Raw genomic sequence first — 25,605 nt, forward strand, 5'->3', positions numbered from 1 at the left:
TGTGTGGCCGCAGCGCAGATTCTTCCGCGCCACGGCCGCAGGGCGATGTGGTCAGTCGCCGGACTGGCTGTGTTGCCGTGTCAGCCAGGCTGTTGCGGCGGCCAGCGCGGGATCGGCATTGGCATCGGCGGCGGCTGTCGCTTCGTCAGGCTGCAGCGGACCGCCGAAGACGACACCGTTGCGGTCGATGTCCAGGGCGGTGGTCAACAACAGCAGGCTGCCGTCGGGCAGCGGGTAGCTGCTGTTGATGCTGGAGCGGCCGGCACTGGCCTGGCCGAACGAACGCGACTGCGGCCGGCCGTGGAAAGCCACGGCAACGGCTTCGCCGGAACTGGCCGTGCGAGAGCCCAGCAGCACGGCAACGCGGGCTGAGCTGAGGTCTTTGCGCGGGGCGGCGGCCGTATCGTCGATACGGTCTCCCGCGCGCCAGTCGATACTTTTGCCGTCCGCGAAGCGGGCACCGCCGACGATACCGCTGCCGAGCAGCGGTTTCAGCGCGGCCAGCATCGGCCACATGTTGCCGCCGCCGTTGCTGCGCAGGTCCAGCACCCAGCCGACGGAGGCCTGCGGTGCAAGGTGTTCGATGTGTGTGGCGATGGCGTTGGCAAAAGCCAGCGATGCCTGGGCTTCGCGGCCAACGAAGGCGGGCATCTGCACATAGCCGATGCCGCTGCCCAGCGATTTGACCTCAGCGGCGGATGCGGTCTTTGCCGTGCGCGAATGCTCCTGCGCTGCGTCGGGTGAAATCAGGGCGCTGTGACCGTCGCCGAGCATGCCGAGCAGCTGGCGGATGGGCGCGTGGATCTCAGCTGTGGTGCTGGCGCGATCGGCAGCGGCGAGCAGGCTGGTGCTTGCCTTGTCCCAATCTACCGTGCCGGACTTCAGCGCATTGGCGCGCACGATCGCTATGGCGGCATCGGCGACTTCGCGTGGCGTGGTCGTGCTGCGCGCTGGCGTGCTGCTGTCGGTTGCTGTCGAGGCCTGGATGTCCAGGCGCAGCTGCTGCGCCTGGGCACGGCCATTGCCGTTCATGCCCACGCCGAAAACGATTCTTTGCGCAGCGGCAGGAATACGCAGCGACAGCTGGCGCAATGCCGGTTCCTCCCCGCCGACAATCGGTTTGTCGCCGGAGCTGGCAAAGGCCAGCGACCGGCCATTGCTGTCGTCGGCGCGCAGCCACAGGCTGGTGCCGCGGGTGCCGGTGTCGGCGCTCAAATGTGCCGACAACACGACCTGGCGGCCCTGCAGTGTTTGCGCATCGGCGCCATTGAGCGCACCGCCAAACTGCCGCGCGTCGACGTGGCGCGCGCGTATGACGATGTTTGCGCCTGCGGCGGACTGCACATCGCCGCTGGCGTCCAGCGCAAAATTCGTGTTCATGCCGATGGAGACCCAGGCTTGCAGTGCCAGCGGTGCTGGTGGCTCTGCCACGGCGGGCAGGCTGGCGATCAGCAAGAACAGGCTTGCCGCAATCGTTGGACGCATGGTCGGGTCTCCGGTGTGGTTTTTCGGCTGCCCTGCTGTAATCGGCATTCGGCAGCGATCGTGCGGGCAGGCATGGCGGCGAGCGAGTTCGGACCGGGCGCTGCTGCGCAAGTTCACACACTATTTGGATAGGAGTGTAAGGGTGAATAAGTGAATGAAAATCCGGGGAACTTTTCGGACTGACCGCGGCGTCCCGGGCGCAGGCTGGGGCCAGGAAACTCCGCCACGCGGCGGCGGCCGGCGCTAGACTGCGCACCCCTGTCGTTGCCCACCACTGCCATGCGCCGGTCCCGGCTACTCCGCCTGCTGCACACCGTACGTCCTTTCGAACTGGGGTTGGCCCGTGCGCCTTGCGCCGCCTGCAGTTTCGGCTGGTGTCTGCGCTTGGCGCGCAGCGAGTCAGGTGTGCGCTGTCCGCGTTGCGGCGCCAGTGCGGTGACGCAGTCGCTGGCGGCGGTGGTGCGTAGTGAAGTGCCCGAACTGGCCCGCTGTGCTGCCTATGAGATGTCGGCGGGCGGGCCGCTGGTCGACTGCCTGCGCCGGCATTGCGCCAGCCTGGTCACCAGCGAGCTGCTCGATGGTGTTGCACCCGGCCAGACGCGCGACGGCGTGCTGTGCCAGAACATCGAACAGCTGACCTTCGCCGACGCCAGTTTCGATCTGTGCACGTCGACCGAAGTGTTCGAACATGTGGAAGACGATGCTGCCGGCTTCCGCGAAGTGTTCCGCGTATTGCGCCCAGGCGGTCATTTCGTCTTCAGCGTACCGCTGTTCGACAGCGCCGCGACTGTCGAGCGCATGGGCTGGCAGGAAGGCCGGCGCGTGGAACTGCTGCCGGCGCAGTATCACGCCGATCGCTATCGTGGCGCGGTGATTCTGGTCCAGCGCGACTACGGCAGGGACATTGTCGAACGGCTTGCTGCCGCGGGTTTTGCGCAGGCGCGCATCGTGCGGCCGCCGATCGCGCTGTTCGGCCATGCGCGGCCGGTACTGCTGGCGCAGCGCCAGGCCTAGGGGTCGCCGAGCCGATGCGCAGCCAGGTCTGGCGGCAGCGGCGTGCAAGCCGGCGGCGTGCTGCGCATAGAATCGGCCAACGAGTCGCCAGCGGATAATTCATGTCCAGCCAGCCCTGTGTTTCCCGCGCCGATGACGGTGGCAGCCTGCGCAGCCTGCTGCAGGCGCTGCGCTTGCAGCCGTCGCCGCCGGCGGCACTGGGCCTGGTCGTGGCGACGCAGGGATCGACCTACCGCAAGCCGGGCGCGCTGGTCTATCTGCCTGCCAACGGCGCGCGCCGGGGCTGGCTGTCGGGCGGCTGTCTGGAAGCCGAGCTGGAGCAGGCGGCGGGCGATGTCATCGCCGCGGCGCAGGCGCGGCATCTGCGTATCGATACGCGTAGTGACGACGATCTGGTGTTTGGCTCGGCATCGGGCTGCCGCGGCGTGGTCGAGCTGATGCTGTTTCCCCTGCACGAGCAGGCGCCGCTGCTGGCCGCCTTGCGCACGCTGGATGCGGGCGGAGTCTTGCAACTGGATATTGCGGCGGACGGCGGTGGCATTGCGCGCCATGCCGCGCAGCAGTGGCACTGGCCCGGTGCCGGCGTCGCCGCGGTGCCGCGCTGGTCCTTGCGCCTGCGTGCGCCGCCGCGGCTGCTGCTGCTCGGGGCCGGTCCGGAAACCGCGCCGCTGCTGCGCCTGATGCACTTGCTCGGCTGGCGCGTCGACGTGGTGGAACAGCGTGCGCGCTGGTTTGCACCGCTGGCGGCGGCGGATGCTCATGTCGAGCGCCTGGCCGATCTGAACGGCGACGCCGTCGTATTCGACGCAGCCGTGGTCATGAGCCATCACTATTCGCGCGACAGTGAATATCTGCAATTTTGTGCACAAAGCGCTATTGCCTGGATCGGCCTGCTTGGCCCACCCGCGCGGCGCGACGCATTGCTGGCGGATCTGGCGGGCGCTGTGCATGCGCAGCTGGCACCGCGGCTGCACGCGCCGGTCGGCCTGCGCCTGGGTGGCGAAGGTCCTGAGGCCATTGCGCTGGCCATAGCCGCCGCCTTGCAGCAGCACGCAGCGGGCCTGGGCTGATGCCGCGCCATGGCGCCATCGTGCTGGCAGCTGGCGCATCGCGCCGGCTGGGCAGGCCAAAGCAGTTGCTGCAGATCGACGGCGAAACCCTGCTGCATCGCGCGGCGCGCCTGGCGGCAGCGACGGTGCCGCTGGAACTGATCGTGGTACTGGGCCATGAGCCGGAGCTGCTGCAGGCGGCACTGCATGGCCTGGCACTGCGCAGCGTTGTCGCTGCGGACTGGCATCACGGCATGGGCGCGACGCTGGCAGCCGGGGTCGCCGCGCTGCCAGCCGATTGCGATGGCGTGCTGGTAATGCTGTGCGATCAGCCCGCGCTGGACCTGGTCCATTTGCAGGCGCTGCTTGCGCGCTGGCGGCAGGCGCCGCAGCGTGCCGTGGCCAGCGCCTATGCCGGTGTCGTCGGTGTGCCGGCGCTGTTGCCGCGGCACTGGCTGCTGCCGGCTGTGCTGCGCGGCGACGCCGGTGCACGCCAGCTGCTGCGGGCGCGGCAGGACCAGGTCGATACCATTGCCAACGAAGGTCTGCAATTCGATGTAGACACGCCCGGCGACATCGGCGGCCGCATCGCGGACTTATCCTCACCGTGAGCAAAATGGCGGCATTTGCATCGGCCGCAGTCGGGGTTTTGCCGGCGCCGCCCTAGTTGGCAAAAACCCGCGCAAACACGCTGAAAACGATAAAAACAGCGGCAGACCGTGCCCAAAGTAATACGACTTTTGTCCTATTCTACGAAGCCGAGGGCGACTGGATAATGCCTACCAACCGATCGGTCAGTTAGATTCTGTGGTCCCGACCCTGCTGGCATCCGCGTACGAAATTTCCGAGAAATCGGCCCTGACGCGGATTCTGCTCGAAGCCGAGGCGCTGTTTGCGCAACGTGGTTTCGATGGGGTCTCGATCAACGAGGTCGCACTGGCTGCCGGTGTTTGCAAAGCGAATGTGTTTCATCATTTTGCGACCAAGCAGGAACTGTACGAGCGTGTGCTCAGCCAGTCTTGCGAAGCCTTTGCCAGGTCGCTCGATGCGCTGGAACTCAAGGAGCAGGGCCTGGCGGCACGCCTGCGTCGGCTGATGGATTGGCATAACGCCTTTCTGTATCAGCGGCCGCATGGCACACGGCTGATCTTGCGCGAGTTGACCGGTTCGCCGACGGTGCTTGAATCTAGCCCGGTGTTTCCGTTGATACAGCACAATTTCGATCGCGTGGTGGCGTTGCTGTCGGAAGTATCGGACGAAATGCGTCCCGGTATCAGTCCTGCAGTTGTTGCAAAAGTGGTGTTGTCGCTCAACCTGTTCGGTTTCCAGACCGAGCGATTGAACGAAAAATTGGCGGTGAGCGGTGCGTTGGCGATGCGACCGGAACTGCAGCGACAGTTGCTCGATCTCCTGCTGCATGGTATGCAAGCGCAACAACTGCCACCTTGATACAAAGCGGCGCAGGGAAGCCCGCCACAGGACTCCCTGGCTGTCCGTCATGCTCCTTCCTGCCCTCCGTTGCTGGTGGACAGGCCAGGGAAACCAGACCAGCAACACGATGTGCGTAGCGGGCTTGAAACGGATCGCCCTGCACCCATCACTGCAACAACCGGGTTCCCCGCCTGCCCCGGTACCGGCTGACTCCCTCCTCCCCCCCCCCGATCACCGGTACCGGGCCAGGCACCTCCTCCGAGGTGCCGCTGCAATCCCCGTCGATAGACACGCTGCGCAAGGCCTGATGAGGCCATGCGAATGGTGCTGCACGACGCGCAGCGTCACGACACTTGATGACGGGGCAATTCGCGCTTCGCTCATCGCACCCTACGCAACCTGCCCAGTGTCTTGTACTTCATCGCGCCGACGGCTTTGCCGCGACAAGTACGATTCGCCGTTGCCACCACACCCAACGAAAGCTCCGTGCCCGCGTAGGGCGCGATGAGCGCAAGCGAATTGCGCCGTCTAGCCGCGCGCAAAAAAGGCCCGGCACTGGGGCCGGGCTCGGAGTGTTGCGCTTGCGCGCAGCGATGATCAGAAGCTCAGGCGCGGACCGATCAGGAACGATTTGTCGTTCTGTGCCACGCGTGCTTCGGCAACCAAGCCGAAGTTCTGCGTGAACTTGTACTGGCCGGAAACGCCGAGCGAGCCGTTGCCGTCGACATGGTCGAGCTTTTCGTAACCGACCCAGGCGGCGCCTTCGAACTTGGGCGACAGCGCCGAACGCACGCCGACGCGGGCGCCATAGCCATCGGTATCCAGGCTGGTGTTCTTCAGGTAGGACACATCGGTGAACAGATCGGTGCTGTCGCTGACCGGTGTGTGATAGCCGACGCCGAGGTACCAGGACTTCAGGTCGTCGACCAGCGGGGTATCCACATTGAGCTTGTTCCAGCCGGCGATCACGTTGAAGTTCGCGCCCAGTTCGCCGGAGCCGCGCACGGCGAGGCCGTTGGCATTGTCGAAATTGTCGGGATTGACGTGGACGTAGTCCGCTTCCAGCCAGGAGTAGCTCAAGTCGGCCGCCTGCGAAGCGAAGGGCAGGGCAAGCAGGGAAGCAAGCACGAGGGCAGTGCGTTTCATAGTCGTATTCCTGTTCTTTCAAACTGACGGCTCGATTGCCGTGGCAAGCAAACTGGGGCAGGCGAAAAGCGAAACCAAGTGCAGCGGCCGGAAGGGTTTACGCCGGATTCATCACGCTGAATCGATGCGTTGAAATTTAGAGCGAACCTTCAAAAGCCATCTGGCGCCAGGCTTCGAATACGACGACGGCCACGGCGTTGGAGAGGTTCAGGCTGCGGTTGTCCGGCCGCATCGGCAGGCGCAGGCAGTGCTGCGGCGGCAGCTGGTCGAGCAGGGACTGCGGCAGTCCGCGTGTCTCCGACCCGAAGACGATGGCATCGTCGGCGGCAAAGCGGATGTCATACGGACTGGTCTTTCCGCGCGTGGACAAGGCGAAGACGCGCGCCGGTGCTGCGGCGGCCAGAAACGCGGCGAAATCGTCGTGCACGTTCAGGCTGGCGAATTCGTGATAGTCCAGTCCGGCGCGGCGCAGACGCGCATCGTCGAGATCGAAACCCAGCGGCCGCACCAGATGCAGGCGTGCGCCGGTATTGGCGCACAAGCGGATCACGTTGCCGGTATTGGGCGGAATTTCCGGCTGATGCAGAACGACATGGAGCATGTGCGGATTATCGCCGCGCCCACGCCGCCGCGCCAAATTGCCGATGCGATGACAGTTCCGCCGCCTTGCTTGCGTCCTCGGTGGCAAGCGATTGCATCGTGCCATCGAGGAAATGCCCTTCATGTTGTTTCGCACTGTTTGTACGTTGTTCGCGCTGGCGCTCGGCGCCGCCAGCGGCATTGCCCATGCCGACGACGAGGCGCAGCGCGCCCGCGGTCGCGAGATTCTTTTCCAGTCCGGCTGCCACGATTGCCATACGCCGGGCTTTGCCGCCAACGGTGGCGAGGCGCCGGAAGCGGCCTGGCTGGTCGGCGACCAGCTCGGCTGGAACGGCCCCTGGGGCACGACCTATCCGACCAATCTGCGTCTGCGCCTCAACGACATGAGCCGCGCGCAATGGCTGGCGTTCGCCAAGGCGATGAAGGCAAGACCGCCGATGCCGTACTGGGCACTCAACCGCATGAGCGATGCCGATCTCGGCGCCATCTGGCTCGCCGTGCGCGCGCTGGGCAAGGCGGGTACGCCGGCACCGGCCGCGCTGCCGCCGGGCGTATCGCCGCAGGGTCCGGTGGTGCGTTTTCCGCCGCCGCCGCAGGTGGTCAAGGCTGCGCGCTGAAACGCCTGCAGTGCAGCGCTACCAGGGCAGTTCCTGGTCCTCGTCGCTGCCGATGAAGCGGCCCGCATCGGCAGCGTCCATGCGCAGGATGCGCTCGAGCAGGCGCGTGACGGCGTCGGCGATGGCCAGCGGCGCCTGGCTGCCGCCCATGTCGGTCTGCACCCAGCCCGGGTGGAAGCTGGTCACCACGATGCCGTGCGGCGCGAGTTCGGCGGCGAGCAGGCGCGTGGCCATGTTCAATGCGGCCTTGCTCATGGCATAGCTGGGCGTGCGGAAGGTATCGGTCAGCGCCAGCGACGCCATCACGGTGGAGATATTCGCCACGCGGGCGCTGCCTGCAGCGCGCAGCAGCTCGCTGCAGGCCTGGGTGAGCAGCAGCGCGCCACTGGCATTCACGGCGAAGCTCTGCGCCAGCGACTTGGCGGCGACCTCGCCGTAGCGCTCGCCAGCAATCAGCACGCCGGCGTTGTTGACCAGCAGGTCCAGCGTCCGCGTCACCATCTGCGCCTCGTTGACGAAGGCAGCGATCGAACGTTCGCTGCTCACGTCCAGCGGCATCACGTGCAGATGGCCGGGATGCGCGCCGGCCAGTTCGGTCATGCGCAAGACATCGGTCTTGCGGCAGCCGGCGATCACGCGCCAGTCGCGTTGTAGCAATTGCTGCACCAGTTCCAGGCCGAGGCCGCGGTTGGCACCGGTGACGATGGCGACGGACATGGCGCACTCCTGCAGAGGAATCGCGCTCATGCTGAGGCATGCGCCGCTGCACAGGCAACCTGTTCCGTGCAGCGATGGCGAACTTCGCGCCTGCGGCGGGGTCGGCATGCAATTGCATGCCGCGGCCGGCCTCGTTAGCCTCGCGCGGTTCGCTGCACCATTCCTGGAGCCTTTTCATGCGCAAGACGCTCGCCCTGGCCGTCACCGCCCTGTTTGCCGCCGGCCATGCCTTTGCCGCCGACACGATCGACATTCCCTACGAAAAATTCCAATTGTCCAACGGGCTTACCGTGATCGTGCACGAAGACCGCAAGGCGCCCGTGGTTGCGCTGAGCATCTGGTACCACGTCGGTTCCAAGGACGAGAAACCGGGCAAGACCGGTTTTGCCCATCTGTTCGAGCACCTGATGTTCCAGGGCTCGGAGAACAACAAGGAAGAATTCATCAAGGAAATGGAGCTGGTCGGCGCCACTGATGTGAACGGTACCACCGCGTCTGACCGCACCAACTATTTCGAAACCGTGCCGACCACGGCACTGGACATGGCGCTGTGGCTGGAGTCCGACCGCATGGGTCACCTGCTCGGCGCGATCGATCAGGCACGCCTGGACGAACAGCGCGGCGTGGTGCAGAACGAAAAGCGCCAGGGCGACAACGAGCCGTATGGCCTTGTCTACGAGCGCATCCTGCGGGCGAGCTACCCGGAAGGTCATCCCTACCGCTGGGAAACCATAGGCTCGATGGAAGATCTCAACGCCGCCAGCCTCGACGACGTGAAGCAGTGGTTCCGCGACTACTACGGCGCGGCGAATACCACGGTGGTGCTGGCCGGCGACATCGACGCCGCCACGGCCAGGGAAAAAATGCAGAAATACTTCGGCGCGATCGAATCCGGTCCGCCGGTGGCGCGGCTGGAATCGTGGATCGCGCCGCGCAGCGAATCGACCCGCGACGTGATGCAGGACCGCGTCGCCCAGGTGCGCATCTACCGCTCCTGGAACGTGCCGCCGCGCAATACCGCCGATCTCACCCACCTGCAGCTGGCCGCGGCGGTACTGGGCGGCGGCAAGACATCGCGCCTGTACGAACGCCTGGTGTATCGCGAACCGCTGGCCGATTCGGTCGACGTCAGTGTCGATGTGCAGGAACTGTCCAGCCAGTTCGGCCTGGAAGTCGACGTGAAGCAGGGCGTCGATCCGGCGCGGGTGGAACAGATCATCGCCGAGGAATGGCAGCGCTTCCTCGACAAGGGGCCGACCGAGGAAGAACTCAAGCGGGTCAAGACCCTGGCCCTGGCCGGCATGGTGCGCAGCCTGGAAAAGGTCGGCGGCCGCGGCAAGGCACGCGTACTGGCCGAAGGACAGGTCTACAACAACGATCCGGCCTCCTACAAGAAAGGCCTGCAGCGCATGGATGCGGCCACAGTTGCCGATGTACAAAATGCCGCAAAAACCTGGATTGCCCGCGGCGACTACACCCTGGTGGTCGAGCCGTTCCCTGGCTATAGCGCGGCCAAGCAGGATGCCGACCGCAGCAAGGGCGCACCCAAGGTCGACAGTTTCCCGGCGCTGAGCTTCCCCGCGCTGGAGCGCGGCAAACTGCGCAATGGCATCGAAGTGGTGCTGGCGCGGCGCAGTTCGCTGCCGGTGGTGCAGCTCAGTCTGCAGTTCGAAGGCGGCTATGCCTCGGACCAGGGCCGCAAGCTGGGTACCTCGTCGTTCTCCATGGCCATGCTCGACGAAGGCACGCGCACGCTGGATGCATTGCAGATCGCCAAGCGCCAGGAAGAACTCGGCGTCGGCATCAGCGCCGGCGCCGGCCTGGATTCGGCCGCCGTGTCGATGGACGCACTGAAGGCCCAGCTCAAGCCGTCGCTGGCGCTGTTCGCCGACATCGTGCGCAACCCGGCTTTCGCCGACAAGGACATGCAGCGCCTGCGCGGCCAGTGGCTGGCGACGATTGCGCAGGAGCGCACCCAGCCCACGGCGATCGCGCTGCGTCTGTTGCCGCCGCTGGTCTACGGCCAGGGCCACCCCTACGCGATTCCGCTGACCGGTACTGGCACCATCGAGTCGATCCAGTCGCTGACCACGCAGGATCTGGCCGACTATCACCGCGACTTCATCCGCCCGGACAACGCCCGCATCATGGTTGCCGGCGATACCACGCTGGAGGAAATCACGCGCGAACTCGATGCCGTGCTGGGCGACTGGAAGGCGCCGTCCACGCCGCTGCGCAAGCCGGTGGTGGAGGCAGTGGCCGCGCAGGCCAAGCCGCGCGTATTCCTGATGGACCGGCCCGGTTCGCCGCAGTCGCTGATTCTGGCCGGCGCAACAGCGCCGTCATCGCGCGTGCCGAACTATCTGGAAATCCGCACCATGAACGCGGTCATGGGCGGCAATTTCTCCTCGCGCCTGAACATGAACCTGCGCGAAGACAAGCACTGGTCCTACGGCGTGCAAAGCGTGCTGCCGGCGGCCGAAGGCCCGCGCATGTTCCTGATGTTCGCGCCGGTGCAGACCGACAAGACCGCCGAGTCGATCGGCGAAATGCTCAAGGAAACGCGCGACGTGAACGGTGCGCGGCCGCTGACCGCGCTGGAAATCGAGCAGATCCGCGCCGGTGACGTGCGCGAGCTGCCGGGCCGCTTCGAAACCACGGCGGCCGTGCTCGGCGCCGTGGTCGACATCGTGCGCAACGGTCGCCCCGACGACTACGTGCAGACCTTGAAGGCGCGCATCGAAGGGCAGAAGGACGAGGCCGTGCGTGCCGCGGCCAAGGAAGTGATACGGCCCGACGCGCTGACCTGGATCGTCGTCGGCGATCTGTCCAAGATCGAAGCCCCGGTACGGGCCTTGAACATCGGCGAGGTGAAAGTGGTCGACGGCGAAGGCAAGGTGCTGCGGTAAATGCAGGCTTCAGCTCGCGGCGGTAAACCTGCTGCCGTGACGCCGCTGCGTGTCATCCCCGCCCCGAGAGAACAAGACTCATGAAGACTTCGCTGCTGATGGCTGCAACGCTGGCCCTGCTGGCCGGCTGTACCTGGGTAAAGCTGGAAGAGGGCGGCGGTCGTGTGCGCGTCGCCTATGACGGTCGCGTCGATGGTTGCGAGAAGGCCGGCGACATCGGCGTGTCGGTCAAGAGCAAGGTGTCGGTGTACGAGCGCAACTCGCTCAAGGTGAAGGACGAACTGGAAACCCTGGCGCGCAACGAAGCGGCCAGCCTGCCGGCCGATACCGTGGTCGCCCAGGGCGAGCCGCGCGAAGGCAAGCAGTCGTTCACAGCCTATCGCTGCGGCACGCGCAGCACGGCAATCCGGCGCGAAGCCGCACCGGCTCCGGCACCCAAGGAAGAAGCGCAGACCTATCCGGTGCGGTGAACGGATGTCCCGCACCTTGCACGGGCGATACGAAGCATGAAGCAGCGGCGGCGCGTCTCACGGCGCGCCGCCGCTGGCGTGTTACGGGCAGGGTGCGGTATTTGCCGCCGTCGTCAGCCGTGCGAGCGCTAGCGGCACTGCGGGTCCGCCGGCCTTGGTCAAGGTGGCTTCGCCGCTGTTGCAGCCCAGCTTCAGGGTCAGGCTCAGCGCGCCGGGCTGGTTCACCACCGCGGCCGGATCGTAGTTGTCGCCGAATACCGGGCCGGTGACGCTGGCCAGGCTGACCGTGGTACCCGCAGCCAGGTCGCCTTCGACCACGCCACTGGCCCAGCCGACGAAATCGCTGGAGCCCGGCGCACCGTAGTACATGACCAGGGCGCGGTTGCCGTCGAACTGCTCGATATGGAAGCCCGAACCTGCATGCGCCGGGTCGTACCAGGAGCCGCTGGCCTGGGCCGGTACGGTACCGCTGCTGCCGCAGCCCAGGCCTTTGAGCGCGGTCAGGCGCGACAGCGGCACGGTCTTGCGGCCCCAGCCCTGCGGGCCTTCCCAGCGCAGCTCGCCGTTGTTGCAGTCGCTGAAGCCGATCCAGAAGCGGCCCCAGGGTGTAGTCGCATTGGCGGCTGGCGTGCCGTCGGCATTGCTGGGCCGGTAATACGCCGTATCGAACGCGATGCCGCCGGGCACGACCTTGCCGTCGCCGATCATCCAGGCCTGGCGCTGCGGCGTGCCGGCAGGGGAAAAGGTAAAGAAGTAGACAATGGCACGCCCGCCGGGCAGTACTTCCAGTGCAATGCCTTCGCCGCTGCGCGAGGGATCGAACCAGCTGCCGTTGAAGCGGCCGTCGACCGTGAGCGGTGCGGCGCGGGGCGGCACACGCGCATCGAACGAGGTCGGCACGTAGGTGTCGTCGAAGCGGCATTCGCCGTCGCCGCTGACGCTGAGGCAGCCCTGCTGCAGCTGCGCCACGGTCGGCTTGGCACCGCCGTCCTTCCAGCGCTTGAGCGCCTCCCAGGCGACCAGTCCTTCGCGCTCGGAAAAGCCGCAGTGGCTGGGCGCGGTTTCGCGCACCACGGCGCTGACCAGCTGGTTGGCCGGGGTGAGCTGGCGCAGCACGTACTGGTGCTGCGGAATCACCAGCTCGTCGCCGCTGGTATGCACAGACAGCACCTTGATGTCGCCGATGTCGCCGCGGTAGTCGGACTGCCAGTTGAATTCCACCCGTGCCGCCGGCTGCGGCGTGACGCGGCGGATGCGGCTGTCCAGGTCGGCGTCGGCGTACATCGCGCCGATATTGCCGAACGGATTGCGCCCGTCCATCTTGTCGGCGGCGCGCAGCACGTCGCTGAGTACAAAGGTGGAATAGGCGATATTGGTCAGCAGGAACTTCTCGTCCTGGATGCCGGTGATGCGCTGCAGCCGGGCCAGGCGCTCGCGCATGCCGTTGGTGCGGATGCTCTGCGGCAAGGTGATGCCGGTACAGACCGTGACGCTGAGCAGGGCGCTGCGCACGTCCGGATCGAGTTCCAGGTTGTCCAGGTCGTCGGGAATGTCGTTGAGGTTGTAGGCCCAGGGGTAGGGCTCGGCACCGGTCTTGAGGCGGCCGTTGTTCACGTCGGCGCAGACCGTGTCATAGGCCAGGCGCACGTCCAGGCCCGAGTCCCAGGCGCGCGAGGCGGCTACCGGCGGGCACAGCGCGAGCACACCCTTGATCAGCGGATTGAGGCTGGTGTCCTCGGCCATCTTCAGGGCGACCAGGCCGCCCATGGAGCCGCCGAACGGAATCAGCTCGCCCGGATCGCCGACGTCGCGGCGGAAGATCTGCAGCAGTTCCTTGTTCTCGTCGACGGCACGCAACAGTGCCCAGCCGCGCGAGGTAAAGCCCGAGCCGGCGATGGCAAAGCCCTGCTGCAGCGCGATGTCGCGCAGCGGGCCCAGGCCCGGGTCGTCGTCGGCGGCAAAGTTGAGTCCGTGCTGGTACATGACCAGGCCGTCGCCGGCCTTCCAGCCATCCGGCACGGCTATCGAGTAGTAGGCGCCCGACGGCGCCTGGCCCTGCAGTTCCCGCACGGCCATCGCCGGCAGCGCCATCAGCAGCGCCGCCAGTCCCGCAAAAATGCTTCGCATCCCCAGTTTCATCGCTATCCCTCGTCGCACAAAAACGCGCTGAACTTAGCCCGCGCAAACTGAACCCCGCGTTTTGCCGCGGTAGCCTCACTCGGCAACGCAGCGAACGTGCCAGCAGCCGGTTCTGGCTGCACTGCCGGAGTCATCAGGCAGGCAATTGAATTCGTAGAGGTTTATTTCAAAGCCTCGCTGCCGTCGAAACCCTTCGCAGGCAGCATCCGGGCAGAGCGCCCGACGCTGCCGTAGGGCTGGCTTGCAGCTTGCAAGCCAGGGAGCAGGGCGGCACCGGCGCAGGGTCGGTTGCGGCCTCCTTAACAAGGCTTTAGCCTTCGCGGTCACCTCATGCCGGTCCATCCCATGCTCTTCAAGCACGTCGCCATCGCCAGCGTTGCTCATATCGACGCGCCCGTCCGCCTGACTTCGGCTGAACTCAACGAGCGGTTGAAACCGACCATCCAGCGCCTTGGCATTCGCGACAACATGCTTGAGGACGTCGCCGGCATCCATGCGCGGCGCATCTGGGCCAAGGACACCATGCCGTCGGAAGCAGCCACCGCCGCGGCGCAGAAAGCGCTGGCCGAGTCGGGCGTGCCGCACGAGAAGATCGGCATCCTGATCAACACCTCGGTCTGCCGCGATTACCTGGAGCCGTCCACGGCCAGCATCGTGCACGGCAACCTGGGTCTGGCCGATACCTGCCAGAACTTCGACGTCGGCAATGCCTGCCTCGCCTTCCTCAGCGGCATGGACATCGCCGCCCGCATGATCGAGCGCGGCGACATCGAATACGCGCTGATCGTCGACGGCGAAACCTCCAACCTCATCACCGAGAAGACCATCGAGCGCATGCTCTCGCCGGATATCGACGAGAAGGAATTCCGCAGCGAATTCGCCTCGCTGACGCTGGGTTCCGGCGCGGCGGCGATGGTCATGGGCCGGTCCGAACTGCTGCCCGATGGCCACCAGTTCCTCGGTTCGGTCACGCGTGCGGCGACCGAGTTCTCGCACCTGTGCCGCGGCAATCTCGACCGCATGATCACCGACACGCGCAGCCTGCTGATCGAAGGCCTGAAGCTGGCCGGCAAGACCTTCCAGGCCGCCCGCGCCGCGCTGGGCTGGGTCATCGACGAGCTGGACGAATTCGTCATCCACCAGATCAGCCGCGTGCACACGGAAGAATTCTGCCGCCTGCTCGGCATCGATCCGAAGAAGGTGCATGCGATCTTCCCGGAACACGGCAACATCGGCCCGGCCTCGGTGCCCATCGTGCTGTCCAAGCTCAAGGAAATGGGCCGTCTGCAGAAGGGCAAGCGCATTGCGCTGCTGGGCATAGGCTCGGGCCTGAACTGCTCGATGGCCGAAGTCGTCTGGTAATGCCTGGCCCGCGCGCTGCCGCTGCAGCGCGCGGCAAAACCGTCGCGTCGGCTATCATCGCGCCCGCCGCGGCCTGGCCGCCTGACGAATGACGACGCCGCGCATGCGCGTACTTCCTGACTACCCGTTCCGCGGGCTGCGCCATACCCACGGCAACGGCCTGGTCCAGCACTACCTGGACGAAGGCGCCCGCGATGCGCCGCCGGTGCTGATGCTGCACGGCAATCCTTCCTGGTCGTACTACTGGCGCCGCCTGGTGCTGGGCCTGCGCGACAACTACCGCTGCATCGTGCCCGACCATATCGGCATGGGCCTGTCGGACAAGCCCGACGACAGCCGCTACGCCTATACCTTGCAATCGCGCGTGGACGATCTCGACGCGCTGATCGAACAGCTGGTCCGCGACGGCGCGCCCGAGCGCGGCTGGACCGTCGTCGTGCACGACTGGGGCGGCATGATCGGCAGCGCCTGGGCCTGCCGCCGGCCCGAGCGCGTGGCGCGCCTGGTCATCACCAATACCGCCGCGTTTCCCAATCCCAAGGGCCAGCGCCTGCCGGCGACGCTGCGCCTGGGGCGCGATTCGCGCCTGGGCGAATGGCTGATCCTGCAGCACAACGCGTTTGCCCGCGGCGCGGCGCGCTGGGGCGTGAAGCGGCCGCTGGCGCCGGACGTGCGCGAAGCGCTGCTGTCGCCGTACGACACGCCGCAGAACCGTTTGTCCACGCTGCGCTTTGTGCAGGATATTCCGCTGGGGCCGGCCGATCGCGCCTGGGCGCTGGTCGAGTCGACCGGCGCGCAGCTGGCGCAGTTCGGCGACCGGCCCATGTTCATCGGCTGGGGCCTGGGTGATTTCGTGTTCGATCGCGCCTTCCTGGCTGAATTCCGCCGCCGCTTCCCCGGCGCCGAGGCGCACGAATACGCCGATGCCGGCCATTACGTGCTGGAAGACGCGCACGAGCGGCTGGTGCCGGCGATCCGCAACTTCCTGCAGCGCACCGGCTGAGAGCACTGACGAGGGCACGGGCATGAGCGGTTTTTCCGATGGCTGGCGCTGGACCGAACTCGCAGGACTGGCCGTGCTGGCCCTGGTGCTGCTGGTGCTGTGGCAGATACCCGGCGTCGGCCTGGTGGTCTATCCGTTCCGCCTGTTCGGCACCTTCGTGCACGAGATCAGCCATGGCCTGGCGGCCCTGGCCACCGGCGGGAATTTCCATCGGTTCACCGTCAGTCCCGACCTGTCTGGCCTGGCCTGGTCGTCCGGCGGCTGGGGCTGGGTCATTTCCAGTGCGGGCTATATCGGCAGTGCCGTGTTCGGCGGCCTGCTGATCCTGCTCGCCGCGCGCGGTTTCACCTCGCGCGGCCTGCTCATCGCGCTGGGCCTGCTGCTGGCGGCGATGTGCCTGCTGTTCGTGCGCAACCTCTTCGGCATCGGCACCGGCCTGGGCCTGGCCGCGCTGATGCTGCTGGCCGGCTATCGCCTGCGCCCGCCCTGGAGCGACCTGCTGCTGCTGGTGCTGGCGCTGCAGCTGGTGCTGGACGGTTTCAACAGTCTGTTCACCCTGTTGCGCCTGTCCGCCGGCAGCAACGTGCAGACCGATGCGATGAGCATGGCCCAGGCCACCGGCATCCCGGCGCTGATCTGGACCCTGATCTGGGCAGCCATTTCCGCCGCCATGCTGCTGTTCGCCCTGCGCGCGGCCTATCGCAAGCGCGCCGCGCCCGCCGCCGGTGCGTAAGCCGGCAGCTGCAGTGGAGCGGGGCGCATGAGCGCGAGCGTGAATATCGCCGATGCCCTGGTCGCGATGGCGCGGTCGCGTCCCGAAGCGATCGCGCTGCGCGTGCCGCAGGCGCCCGGCCGCGGCAGCGCGCTGCCTGTCTACGCCGAAATTTCCTATGCCGAGCTGGATGCGGCCAGCGATCGCAGTGCCGCGGCGCTGGCCCTGGCCGGCATCGTCCGCGGCATGAAGACGGCACTGATGGTGCGGCCCGGGCGCGAACTGTTCGTGCTGATGTTTGCCCTGTTCAAGCTGGGCGCGGTGCCGGTGCTGATCGATCCGGGCATAGACCGGCGTGCCCTGCGCGAATGCCTGGACGAAGCCGCGCCGGCCGCCTTCATCGGCATTCCGCTGGCGCAGATTGCGCGCATCGTGCTGGGCTGGGCGCGGTGTTCGCTGCGCATCACGGTGACTGTCGGCGGCCGTCTGGGCTGGGGCGGCCAGCGCCTGGACGACTTGCGTGCCCGCGTCGCCGAAAGCGCCTTCGTGCCCGCGGCCACGCAGGGCGACGAGCTGGCGGCAATCCTGTTCACCTCCGGCTCTACCGGTGTGCCCAAGGGCGTGGAATACCTGCACCGGCATTTCCTCGCCCAGGTCGACCTGCTGCGCGAAGGCTTCGCCCTGGCGCCAGGTCTTGTGAACATGCCTACCTTTCCACCTTTTGCCTTGTTCGATCCGGCGTTGGGCTCGACTTCGGTCATTCCCGACATGGACCCGACGCGGCCGGCCAGCGCCGATCCGCGCAAGCTGGTCGCGACCATCCAGCGCTACGGCGTGGACATGCTGTTCGGTTCGCCGGCGCTGCTGGATACCTTGTCGCGCCATTGCGAACGCGAAGGCGTGCAGCTGGCTGGGCTGCGCCGGGTGATTTCCGCCGGTGCGCCGGTGGCAACCGCGGTGCTGGCGCGGCTGCGCGGCTGCCTCGACGAAGATGCCCAGGTGTTCACGCCCTACGGCGCCACCGAATGCCTGCCGCTGGCCATCATCGAAAGCCGCGAGCTGCTGCAGGACACGCGCGCCCAGACCGAGCAGGGTGCCGGCACCTGTGTCGGCCGGCCGCTGGCGGCGAACTGCGTGCGCATCATCGAGATCGGCGACGAACCGATTGCGCAGTGGAGCGAGGTGCGCGAAGTGGCCAGCGGCGTGGTCGGCGAAATCACCGTGGCCGGACCGACCACCACCGAGGCCTATCACGCGCGGCCGCAGGCCACGGCGCTGGCCAAGATCCGCGACGGCGAACGCATCGTGCACCGCATGGGCGACGTCGGTTATTTCGATGCGCAGGGCCGGCTGTGGTTCTGCGGGCGCAAGTCGCAGCGCCTGCGCACGGCCCAGGGCGAGCGCTATACGGAACAGGCCGAGCCCATCTTCAACGCCATTGCCGGCGTGTATCGCAGTGCCCTGGTCGGTATCGGCGCGCCCGGCAGCCAGCGCGCCGTGCTGTGTCTCGAACTGGAACCCCAGGCGCGTGACGCGGCCGAGCGCATCGAAGCCGAGGCACGCAACCTGGCTGCCCGTTTCGCCCACACTCGGCTGATCGAACATTTTCTGTTCCACCCGAAATTCCCGGTCGATATTCGCCACAACGCCAAGATCGGCCGCGAGAAGCTGGCGCTCTGGGCCGCGCGGCAGATCGCGCGCTGAGCGTGTGGCAGGCCGCTCCCTTGTCGTATTCACGCAGTCCAGTCAGGAGTTCCGATGTCTGAGCAAATCCGCGCCGGCTTCGTCGGCCTAGGTGCCATGGGCTGGTCGATGGCGGCGCATCTGCATCGCCTCGGCCTGCTCGCCGCCGTCGCCAATCGCAGCGCGGCCAAGGCACAGGACTTCGCCGCGCAGCATGCCGGCGTCGCGGCGGTCACGGCCGACCGCATCGCGCCGCTGTGCAATGTGATCGTGCTGTGCGTGAGCGCCGACGACGATGTGCTCGGTGTCAGCCGCGCCATCGCCGCGAACGCGCAGGCGGGCACGGTCGTGATCGATCATTCCACCGTGTCCTCGACCACGGCGGTGCAGGCGGCTGAGATCCTGCGTGCCGCCGGCGGCGATTTTCTCGATGCGCCGGTCTCCGGCGGCGTCGAAGGGGCGAAGAACGGCAAGCTGTCGATCATGCTCGGCGGCGAGGCGGTAACGCTGCAGCGCGCGCGTCCCGTACTGGATGCCTACGGCGCGCGCATCGGCCACATGGGCCCGGTCGGCGCGGGGCAGAACACCAAGGCGGTCAACCAGGTGCTGATTGCCGGCATTGCCCAGGCCGTCACGGAAGGCCTGGCCCTGGGCGAGGCGCTGGGCCTGGACCCGGCCACCCTGCTGCCGACCCTGGGCGCCGGAGCCGCCGGCAACTGGTTCCTGGAAAAACGCGGCGCGACGATGCTGCGCAACGAATTCAGCGTCGGCTTCAAGCTGGCTCTGCTGCACAAAGACCTGCGCATCGTGCAGGGTCTGGCCGAGGCTGCCGGTACCGACCGCAGCACGATAGAGCGCTCGCTGGCCGATTATGCGCAGCTGATGGCACTGGGCCACGGCGACGACGACATCTCCGCGCTGATCCGTTTGAAACGACCGCAGGTCTGAAGCCTTGTGCGCTGTGTCACGGCCGTACCTAAGCGTGCTGGCGCGGGTCGCAGGCGAGGCGTAAAACGGGGATCTTTGCCGCAAGGGAGATCCTCATGCTTCGCTATCCAGGCTTTATCGCCGCCGCGCTGCTCGCCGCCGGCACGCTGCCGGCGCTGGCGGCGCCGCCGCCGGACCTCGCCGTCGTACGTGTGCCCGACGCCTCGACCACGTTTTCGAGCGCTGTAGCGGTACGCGCGCCACGCGACGGCAGCAACCGCCTGTTCGTGGTGCAGCGCAACGGCACCATCCGCGTGATCAAGAACGGCACGCTGCTGCCCACGCCCTTTCTCACCGTGCCGACCAGCGTGGGCAGCGAAAGCGGCCTGCTCGGCCTGGCCTTCCATCCGAATTTCGGCAAGGCCAACCTGGCGCACAACACCGAGTTCTACGTGTTCTATACCCGCCCCTCGGCCGATCCGCAGCTGGGCAACTACGAAGACGAAGCCATCGCGCGCTTCACCGTGCCGACGCCCACCTCCGACGTGGCCACGGCCACCGGCACCATCATCATGCGCCTGCCCGACCTGCAGGATAACCACAACGGCGGCGATATCCATTTCGGCAGTGATGGATATCTGTACATTTCTTCCGGCGACAGCGGCGCGCAGGGCAACCCGCACGGCTTTGCCGAATGCCTGTGGAAGAAGCCGGCCGACAGCAACAAGAACAGCTGTGGCACCAATCCGAACGGTGCGCAGTATTTCCTGCTCGGCAAGATGCTGCGCATCGACGTGGACAACCGCGGCGGCACGGTCAGCGCCGACATGTGCGGCTCGTCCGGCATCAGCCCGGCGGAATATTCCATCCCGGCCAGCAATCCGCACGTGGCCACCAGCAATACCTGCGACGAAATCTGGTCGCGCGGCTTCCGCAATCCCTGGCGCTTCAGCTTCGACCGCGCCGACGACCGCATGATCATCGGCGACGTCGGCCAGGGCAACTACGAGGAAATCACCGTCAGCGCCGCCGGCGCCGGTGGGCTGGATCACGGCTGGAGCCGTTGCGAAGGCCGTCATTACGACGACGTTTCCGGCAGCGGTACGACCTGTCCGGCCACGACCGGCACGGTCGCTCCGGTCATCGAATACGACCACACCAGCCGTTGCGCGGTCAGCGGCGGCTATGTCTTCCGCGGCCCGGTGCGGCGCATGCAGGGCACGTATTTCTACGGCGATTCCTGCAGCAGCAACCTGTGGTGGTCGGAAAGCAGCGGCGCCACCTGGGATGCCGGCGGCGAGAACGTGATCACCACCCTGGGCAGCGGTTCCATCTACGGCTTCGGCGAAGACGAGGCCGGCTATATCTACATCGTGCGCTCCAACGGGCAGATCCACCGCCTGGTGTCGGAGTTCATCTTTGCCGACGGCCTGCAGCCTTAAGGAAGGACTGGTCGAGTGTGCAGCGCGCGGCTCTTGTGCCCGGCCGCTTGTCTCCACAACCCGACCACGCGCTTGCAATTCAAGGCTGTGGAGCCCCCTCGAATCAAGGGGGCTCCACAGCAAAAGCAAATTTCGCGTATTCCGAATTTCCTGACAGCGATACAAAAAACGGCGGGCCGCGAGGCTCGCCGTTTTATATTGAAATTACGACCCGTATTTCACCGAGCAGCCGTAGGGCTGCGATACCGGCACGCTGACCGGCTTGCCACTGGCCAGTTCGGCCAGTGCCTGCTTCACGTATTGCGTGGCCTTGGGAATGTCGGCGGTGTCGTCGCTCTGGATCGAGTCGATGCCGCCCATGTAGCGCAGCACGCCCTGCCCGTCGATCACGTACATGTGCGGCGTGGTCTTGGCGCCGTAGGTCTTGCCGACGGTACCCTCGGGATCGAGCAGATAAGCCGTCGGCCCTGCATTGCCCGCCTTGACGATGCTGTCCGCGTCGGCACCGCTGACCGCACCCTGCTTGCCCGGTGCGCCCGAGTTGATCGACAGCCAGACCACGCCGGCAGCGGTGGCTTCTTTCTGCTGCGCCTGCATATTGCCGCTGCCGTAGTGCTTCTTCACGAACGGGCATTCGGCATTGGTCCATTCCAGCACCACGGTCTTGCCCTTGAATTCGGCCAGCGAACGCGGCTTGCCATTGCTGTCGCTTACGCTGAAGGCCGGCGCGGCTTCGCCGATGGCGACCTTGGCCAGCACGGGGAAGGTGGACACACTCAATACGGCTGCGGCAAACAAGGTCGGGATAAGTTTCATGGCGAGCTCCGTTGGACAGGTGGGGCGGATGAGCCGGCCGCCGCACGCGCCAGCGCGTCGGCGACCAGGTGGGGAGTCAGCAATTGCGGCAGCACTTCCGGCGCGCCGCCGCCGCGGGGATAGAGCACATACAGCGGCACGCTGTTGCGCCCGAAACCGGCCAGGTAAGTCGTGATGGCAGCGTCCTGGCTGGTCCAGTCGCCTTTCAGATAGGCAATGCCGTCGCGCTGCAGCTGCCGTGCGAACGCCTCCGAGGACAGTGCCACGCGCTCGTTGGCCAGGCAGGTGATGCACCAGGCCGCGGTCATGTTCACCAGCACCGGCTTGCCCTCGCGGCGCAGCGCGTCCAGGCCCTGCGCCGACCACGCCGTCCACAGCTTGCCTTGTGCAGACGTGGATTCTGCCTGCGGCTGCAGCACCGCCAGCGGACTCAGTGCCAGCAGCAGCAACAGCGCCGTGGCCAGGCGCCGCGGCCAGCTCGGCGCGCGCAGCTGGAAACTGCCGTGCAGCAGCAGCGCGCCGATCAACACGACCAGGCCCAGCAGCACCAGTGCCGTGCCGTCGGCGCCGGCCTGGCGCATCAGCACCCAGACCAGCCAGACCGCGGTGAGGTAGAGCGGCCAGGCCATCAGTTGCTTGAAGGTATTCATCCACGCGCCGGGCCGCGGCAGGAAGCGCGCCAGCAGCGGCAGGAAGCTCAACGCGACGATGGGCAAGGCCAGGCCCAGGCCCAGCGCGGCAAAGATGGCCAGCGCAAGCGCGGGCGGCTGGGTCAATGCATACCCAACTGCCGGGCCCATGAACGGTGCGGTACACGGCGTGGCGACAATGCAGGCGAGCAGGCCGGTAAAGAACGCCGCGCGGGCGCCGGAGCCTTCGGTCAGCGACTGGCCGACGCCGCCCAGGCGTGCGCCGAGCACGAACGCGCCGGACAGGTTCAGCCCCAGTGCCACCATCAGATAGGCCAGCGCCGCCACCAGTACCGGCGACTGCATCTGGAAGCCCCAGCCCAGGTTCTGCCCGGCGCCGCGCAGGGCGAGCAGCGCCGCTGCCAGGGCGACGAAGCCGGCGACCGTGCCGGCCAGGTAGGCCAGGCCGTCGCGCCGCGCCGCGGCGGGCGAGTGCAGGCTCTCGACCAGGTTCAAGGCCTTCAGCGACAGCACCGGGAACACGCAGGGCATCAGGTTCAGCGCCGCGCCGCCGAGCAGGGCGAGCAGCAGGGCGAACCAGGTGCCGATGTCGCTGCCGCCGGCCACACCGGTGGCGGTCAGGCCGGTCCCTGCCGCGGCAGGTGTGGCGGCCGCCGCGGACTGCGGCTTGGCCGTGACCTGCCAGGCCGTGACCGAATCGCCGTCGCGGCGCACCAGGGCCAGGTCCAGTTGCGCCGGTGCGGCGGTGAAATACTCGCTGCGCGGCGCGACGATGCGCAGCCCGCCGTCCGCGGCCTCGATGCGCGCGGGCGCATTCGCCAGCACCTGCGGCTGGCGTGCAAACACGTCGAGTCCGGCGGCGGCAGGAAGGCCGGCGCCGCTGATCTCGACCACGACGCTGTCGCCGTCCATGCGGTAGTGCGCGTTGGCTGCGTCCAGTCTCTGCGGCCGTTGTGCCAGGGCGCGGCGCAGCAGCCCGGCAGCGGCGGCATCGCCGGTTGCGCTGCCGCCGGCGACGACCGGCAGGCTCAGGCTCAGCTCGGCCTTGCCCGGAATGCACTCTTCCTTGCACACCAGCCAGTTCGCCAGCACGCGCAAGCTGGCCGTGCTGCCGGCCGCGGCGGCGGGAACCTCGACGGCGACCGGCAGCACGATCTCGCCGGAATACCCGAAATTGTATAGGTCGCCAATTTGCAGCCGTTGCGGCGCGGGCCAGTCGATTGCGCCCGCCTGCCAGCCCGCGGGCAAGGTCCATTCCAGCTTGGTGGCCAGGCCCGTATCGCCGGCGTTGATCCAGTAGGTATGCCATTCCGGTTCGTGCGCCAGGCGCAGGCCCAGCCAGTTCGGCGCGCCGGCAACTAGGGCCGTATGTTCGGCCACCAGTTCCAGCGCCAGGTGGTCGGCGCTCGTCGCCTCGGCGCGTGCAGCGGCGCTGGCGCCAATGGCCAGGCCCAGCAGCGCCAGTAGTCTTGCGAGAAGCCGCACCATGGAATGTCCCGCGGGCCGGAGTAAGTTGCCAGTGAAGCAGACCGCACGTTAGCGCGACGATTACCGGCGCCGTGCGCCCGCTCGCGACCAGGCGTGGCCCTGGCGCGCCGAGCCGAACCGGCGTTGCCGCGATTGCGCCACAGCGCGCGCGGGCGACAGCGTGCAACGGCCTTTTCCGTCCCTGCTGCTATCGAAGCGGACCCGGGAACATCCATGCGCGCACTGTTGTATCGCCTCGCCCTGGCCAGCCTGGCCGTCCTGCTGCCGCCGCTGCTGCAGGCGCAAAGCCAGGATCTGGTCTTCCGCGACCGCTTCGACGCCAGCGACCGTCCCGCCACCCGCGGCGAGGCCGCGCGCTTCCTGACCCAGGCGACGTTCGGCCCGTCCGACCCGCAGATCGACAGCCTCGCCGCCGGCAGCTATGCCGGCTGGCTGGCGCAGCAGCGCGCCTTGCCGCCCAGCCTGGTGCTGCCATACATGCGCGCGCAATCCGGCACCACCGATCCGCTGCAGGCAATACCTTTCCACGTGTACAGGCAGGCCTGGTTCGTGCGCGTGCTTGGCGCGCCCGACCAGCTGCGCCAGCGCGTGGCGTTTGCGCTGAGCGAAATCCTGGTCGTGTCCGAGCGCGGCAACGGGCTGGATAACGATGGCCTGGCCCTGGGCGCCTACTACGACATCCTGCTGCGCAATGCGCTGGGCAACTACCGCCAGTTGCTGGAAGAGGTGACCCTGAGCCCGGCCATGGGCCGGTATCTCAGCATGTACCGCAACCGCAAGCCTGACCCGGCCAACAATATCCAGTCGGACGAGAACTACGCGCGGGAGGTCATGCAGCTGTTCTCCATCGGCCTGGTCAAGCTCAACCGCGACGGTTCGCCGGTGCTGGCCGGCGGCCAGGCCGTGCCGACCTACGACGGCGACGTGGTGCGCGGCTTCGCCCGCGTCTTCACCGGCTGGGCCTGCCATTGCGGCGCGGGCCAGCCCTGTCCGGCCGATCCGTTCCCGGTGGAACCGTTCACCTGCAGCACCGAACACGAAATGGTGCCGTACGAGGCCTATCACGACCGCAACGAAAAACGCCTGCTCGACGGCGCCGTGCTGCCGGCGGGGCGCGATGCGCGGCCCGAGCTGGAACAGGCGCTGGACCTGTTGTTCAACCATCCCAACGTGGCGCCGTTCATCGCACGCCAGCTGATCCAGCGCCTGGTCAGCAGCAATCCGTCACCGGCTTACATCGCCCGCGTCGCCGCGGTCTTCGACAACAACGGCCAGGGTGTGCGCGGCGATCTCGGCGCGACGGTACAGGCCATCCTGCTCGACGACGAGGCGCGCCGCGGACCGCGCAGCCTGCCGTCCACCTTTGGAAAAGTACGCGAGCCGCTGCTGCGCCTGACCGCGCTGTGGCGCGCCTTCGACGTGGAATGGGAAAACGACGAACTGTTTCCCGACGACCGGGAAATCCACGAAAGCCACAACCAGTCGCCGTTGCTGTCGCCGTCGGTATTCAATTTCTTCTCGCCCACGTATTCGCCCGGTGGCGCGCTGGTGCAGAACGCGCTGGTCGCGCCGGAAATGCAGATCGTCACGGCGAACTTCGCCATCCGCCTGGCCAACGACGTGTCCAACCGCGTGTTCTGGGGCTACCGCGGCGGGCCGATGGACGAGTTCGACGACCGCGTGCGCCTGGTCCTGCTGGACCGCTGGGTGCAGCTGCTACAGCCCGTTGCCGGTGGCAACGAAGCGCCGCCCGGCGCGGTAGACCGCCTGATCGACCGCTGCGCCGATCTGCTGCTCGGCGGCGAACTGACGCCGGCATTGCGCCAGCGCATCCGCAGCCGCGTACTCGCGCTGCCGCCGGACGAACCGCTGCGCCGCGTGCAGAACGCGATCTACCTGATCGCCACCTCGCCCGAATTTGCCGTGCAACGTTGAGGAGTAGCGC

21 protein-coding genes are annotated in these 25,605 nt (G+C 67.1%); 14 read left to right on the forward strand and 7 right to left on the reverse strand.

Annotation, left to right across the window (positions count from 1 at the left end; all coding sequences use genetic code 11):
- Positions 1-51: 51 nt before the first annotated feature.
- Positions 52-1,485: a S41 family peptidase gene (locus DFR29_RS04595; protein WP_166653871.1), complete on the reverse strand. Its 1,434-nt coding sequence runs from the start codon at positions 1,483-1,485 to the stop codon at positions 52-54.
- Positions 1,486-1,890: 405 nt separating this feature from the next.
- On the opposite strand from DFR29_RS04595, the gene DFR29_RS04600 reads away from it, so the two are divergent.
- The 4 genes from DFR29_RS04600 (at position 1,891) to DFR29_RS04615 (ending at position 4,997) form a co-directional block, all read left to right on the forward strand.
- A complete protein-coding gene (locus DFR29_RS04600) occupies positions 1,891-2,499 on the forward strand; it encodes a class I SAM-dependent methyltransferase (protein WP_166653872.1) in 609 nt (202 codons plus the stop codon).
- A gap of 101 nt (positions 2,500-2,600) precedes the next feature.
- A complete protein-coding gene (locus tag DFR29_RS04605; protein ID WP_133817388.1) occupies positions 2,601-3,569 on the forward strand; it encodes an XdhC family protein in 969 nt (322 codons plus the stop codon).
- The gene (locus tag DFR29_RS04610; RefSeq protein WP_133817389.1) at positions 3,569-4,159 is read left to right on the forward strand and encodes a nucleotidyltransferase family protein; all 591 of its coding nucleotides are present in this window, start codon (positions 3,569-3,571) and stop codon (positions 4,157-4,159) included. Before DFR29_RS04605 ends, DFR29_RS04610 begins: the two co-directional genes overlap by 1 nt.
- Before the next feature lie 196 nt (positions 4,160-4,355).
- Complete coding sequence (locus tag DFR29_RS04615) at positions 4,356-4,997, forward strand: TetR/AcrR family transcriptional regulator (protein WP_166653873.1); 642 nt, start codon at positions 4,356-4,358, stop codon at positions 4,995-4,997.
- Between the two features lie 579 nt (positions 4,998-5,576).
- On the opposite strand, the gene DFR29_RS04620 is transcribed toward DFR29_RS04615, so the two are convergent.
- Both DFR29_RS04620 and trmL read right to left on the reverse strand, forming a co-directional pair.
- Positions 5,577-6,125, reverse strand: a complete 549-nt coding sequence (locus tag DFR29_RS04620) for a hypothetical protein (RefSeq protein ID WP_133817391.1) — start codon at positions 6,123-6,125, stop codon at positions 5,577-5,579.
- Positions 6,126-6,261: 136 nt separating this feature from the next.
- Positions 6,262-6,726 (reverse strand): tRNA (uridine(34)/cytosine(34)/5-carboxymethylaminomethyluridine(34)-2'-O)-methyltransferase TrmL, encoded by a 465-nt coding sequence (gene trmL, locus DFR29_RS04625; RefSeq protein WP_133817392.1) that lies wholly within the window; start codon positions 6,724-6,726, stop codon positions 6,262-6,264.
- 121 nt (positions 6,727-6,847) lie between these two features.
- Between trmL and DFR29_RS04630 the strand changes: the two genes are divergently transcribed.
- Positions 6,848-7,342, forward strand: coding sequence for a cytochrome C (locus DFR29_RS04630; protein WP_133817393.1), 495 nt, complete (start codon positions 6,848-6,850; stop codon positions 7,340-7,342).
- An 18-nt stretch (positions 7,343-7,360) separates the two neighbouring features.
- Here DFR29_RS04630 and DFR29_RS04635 read toward each other — a convergent pair whose 3' ends face one another.
- Positions 7,361-8,059 carry an SDR family oxidoreductase gene (locus DFR29_RS04635; protein WP_133817394.1) on the reverse strand — a complete coding sequence of 233 codons (699 nt, stop codon included), beginning with the start codon at positions 8,057-8,059 and terminating at the stop codon, positions 7,361-7,363.
- 176 nt (positions 8,060-8,235) lie between these two features.
- On the opposite strand from DFR29_RS04635, the gene DFR29_RS04640 reads away from it, so the two are divergent.
- Positions 8,236-10,968, forward strand: a complete 2,733-nt coding sequence (locus DFR29_RS04640; RefSeq protein ID WP_133817395.1) for a M16 family metallopeptidase — start codon at positions 8,236-8,238, stop codon at positions 10,966-10,968.
- A gap of 80 nt (positions 10,969-11,048) precedes the next feature.
- Positions 11,049-11,438 carry a DUF4156 domain-containing protein gene (locus DFR29_RS04645; protein WP_133817396.1) on the forward strand — a complete coding sequence of 130 codons (390 nt, stop codon included), beginning with the start codon at positions 11,049-11,051 and terminating at the stop codon, positions 11,436-11,438.
- 81 nt (positions 11,439-11,519) lie between these two features.
- Here DFR29_RS04645 and DFR29_RS04650 read toward each other — a convergent pair whose 3' ends face one another.
- A complete protein-coding gene (locus tag DFR29_RS04650) occupies positions 11,520-13,565 on the reverse strand; it encodes a hypothetical protein (RefSeq protein ID WP_133817397.1) in 2,046 nt (681 codons plus the stop codon).
- Between the two features lie 357 nt (positions 13,566-13,922).
- Between DFR29_RS04650 and DFR29_RS04655 the strand changes: the two genes are divergently transcribed.
- From DFR29_RS04655 to DFR29_RS04680, 6 genes are all read left to right on the forward strand, one after another.
- Entirely contained in the window at positions 13,923-14,939 is a 1,017-nt protein-coding gene (locus DFR29_RS04655; RefSeq protein WP_133817398.1) for a 3-oxoacyl-ACP synthase III, read from the forward strand.
- A 103-nt stretch (positions 14,940-15,042) separates the two neighbouring features.
- Positions 15,043-15,942 (forward strand): alpha/beta fold hydrolase, encoded by a 900-nt coding sequence (locus DFR29_RS04660; protein WP_133817399.1) that lies wholly within the window; start codon positions 15,043-15,045, stop codon positions 15,940-15,942.
- Between the two features lie 22 nt (positions 15,943-15,964).
- Positions 15,965-16,675 carry a M50 family metallopeptidase gene (locus DFR29_RS04665; RefSeq protein WP_166653874.1) on the forward strand — a complete coding sequence of 237 codons (711 nt, stop codon included), beginning with the start codon at positions 15,965-15,967 and terminating at the stop codon, positions 16,673-16,675.
- A gap of 27 nt (positions 16,676-16,702) precedes the next feature.
- Positions 16,703-18,358, forward strand: a complete 1,656-nt coding sequence (oleC, locus tag DFR29_RS04670) for an olefin beta-lactone synthetase (protein ID WP_133817401.1) — start codon at positions 16,703-16,705, stop codon at positions 18,356-18,358.
- Between the two features lie 54 nt (positions 18,359-18,412).
- Positions 18,413-19,285, forward strand: coding sequence for an NAD(P)-dependent oxidoreductase (locus DFR29_RS04675; protein ID WP_133817402.1), 873 nt, complete (start codon positions 18,413-18,415; stop codon positions 19,283-19,285).
- 95 nt (positions 19,286-19,380) lie between these two features.
- Entirely contained in the window at positions 19,381-20,706 is a 1,326-nt protein-coding gene (locus DFR29_RS04680) for a PQQ-dependent sugar dehydrogenase (protein WP_133817403.1), read from the forward strand.
- A gap of 204 nt (positions 20,707-20,910) precedes the next feature.
- Here the strand turns inward: DFR29_RS04680 and DFR29_RS04685 are convergent, their stop codons facing one another.
- Both DFR29_RS04685 and DFR29_RS04690 read right to left on the reverse strand, forming a co-directional pair.
- A complete protein-coding gene (locus tag DFR29_RS04685; RefSeq protein ID WP_133817404.1) occupies positions 20,911-21,522 on the reverse strand; it encodes a thioredoxin family protein in 612 nt (203 codons plus the stop codon).
- Positions 21,519-23,660: a protein-disulfide reductase DsbD family protein gene (locus tag DFR29_RS04690; protein WP_133817405.1), complete on the reverse strand. Its 2,142-nt coding sequence runs from the start codon at positions 23,658-23,660 to the stop codon at positions 21,519-21,521. The genes DFR29_RS04685 and DFR29_RS04690 overlap by 4 nt, the downstream gene beginning before the upstream one ends.
- Before the next feature lie 213 nt (positions 23,661-23,873).
- Here DFR29_RS04690 and DFR29_RS04695 point away from each other — a divergent pair, with 213 nt between their 5' ends.
- Complete coding sequence (locus DFR29_RS04695) at positions 23,874-25,595, forward strand: DUF1800 domain-containing protein (protein WP_133817406.1); 1,722 nt, start codon at positions 23,874-23,876, stop codon at positions 25,593-25,595.
- The last annotated feature ends 10 nt before the right edge of the window (positions 25,596-25,605 follow it).

The organism is Tahibacter aquaticus, assembly GCF_004363655.1.
Classification (GTDB): domain Bacteria; phylum Pseudomonadota; class Gammaproteobacteria; order Xanthomonadales; family Rhodanobacteraceae; genus Tahibacter; species Tahibacter aquaticus.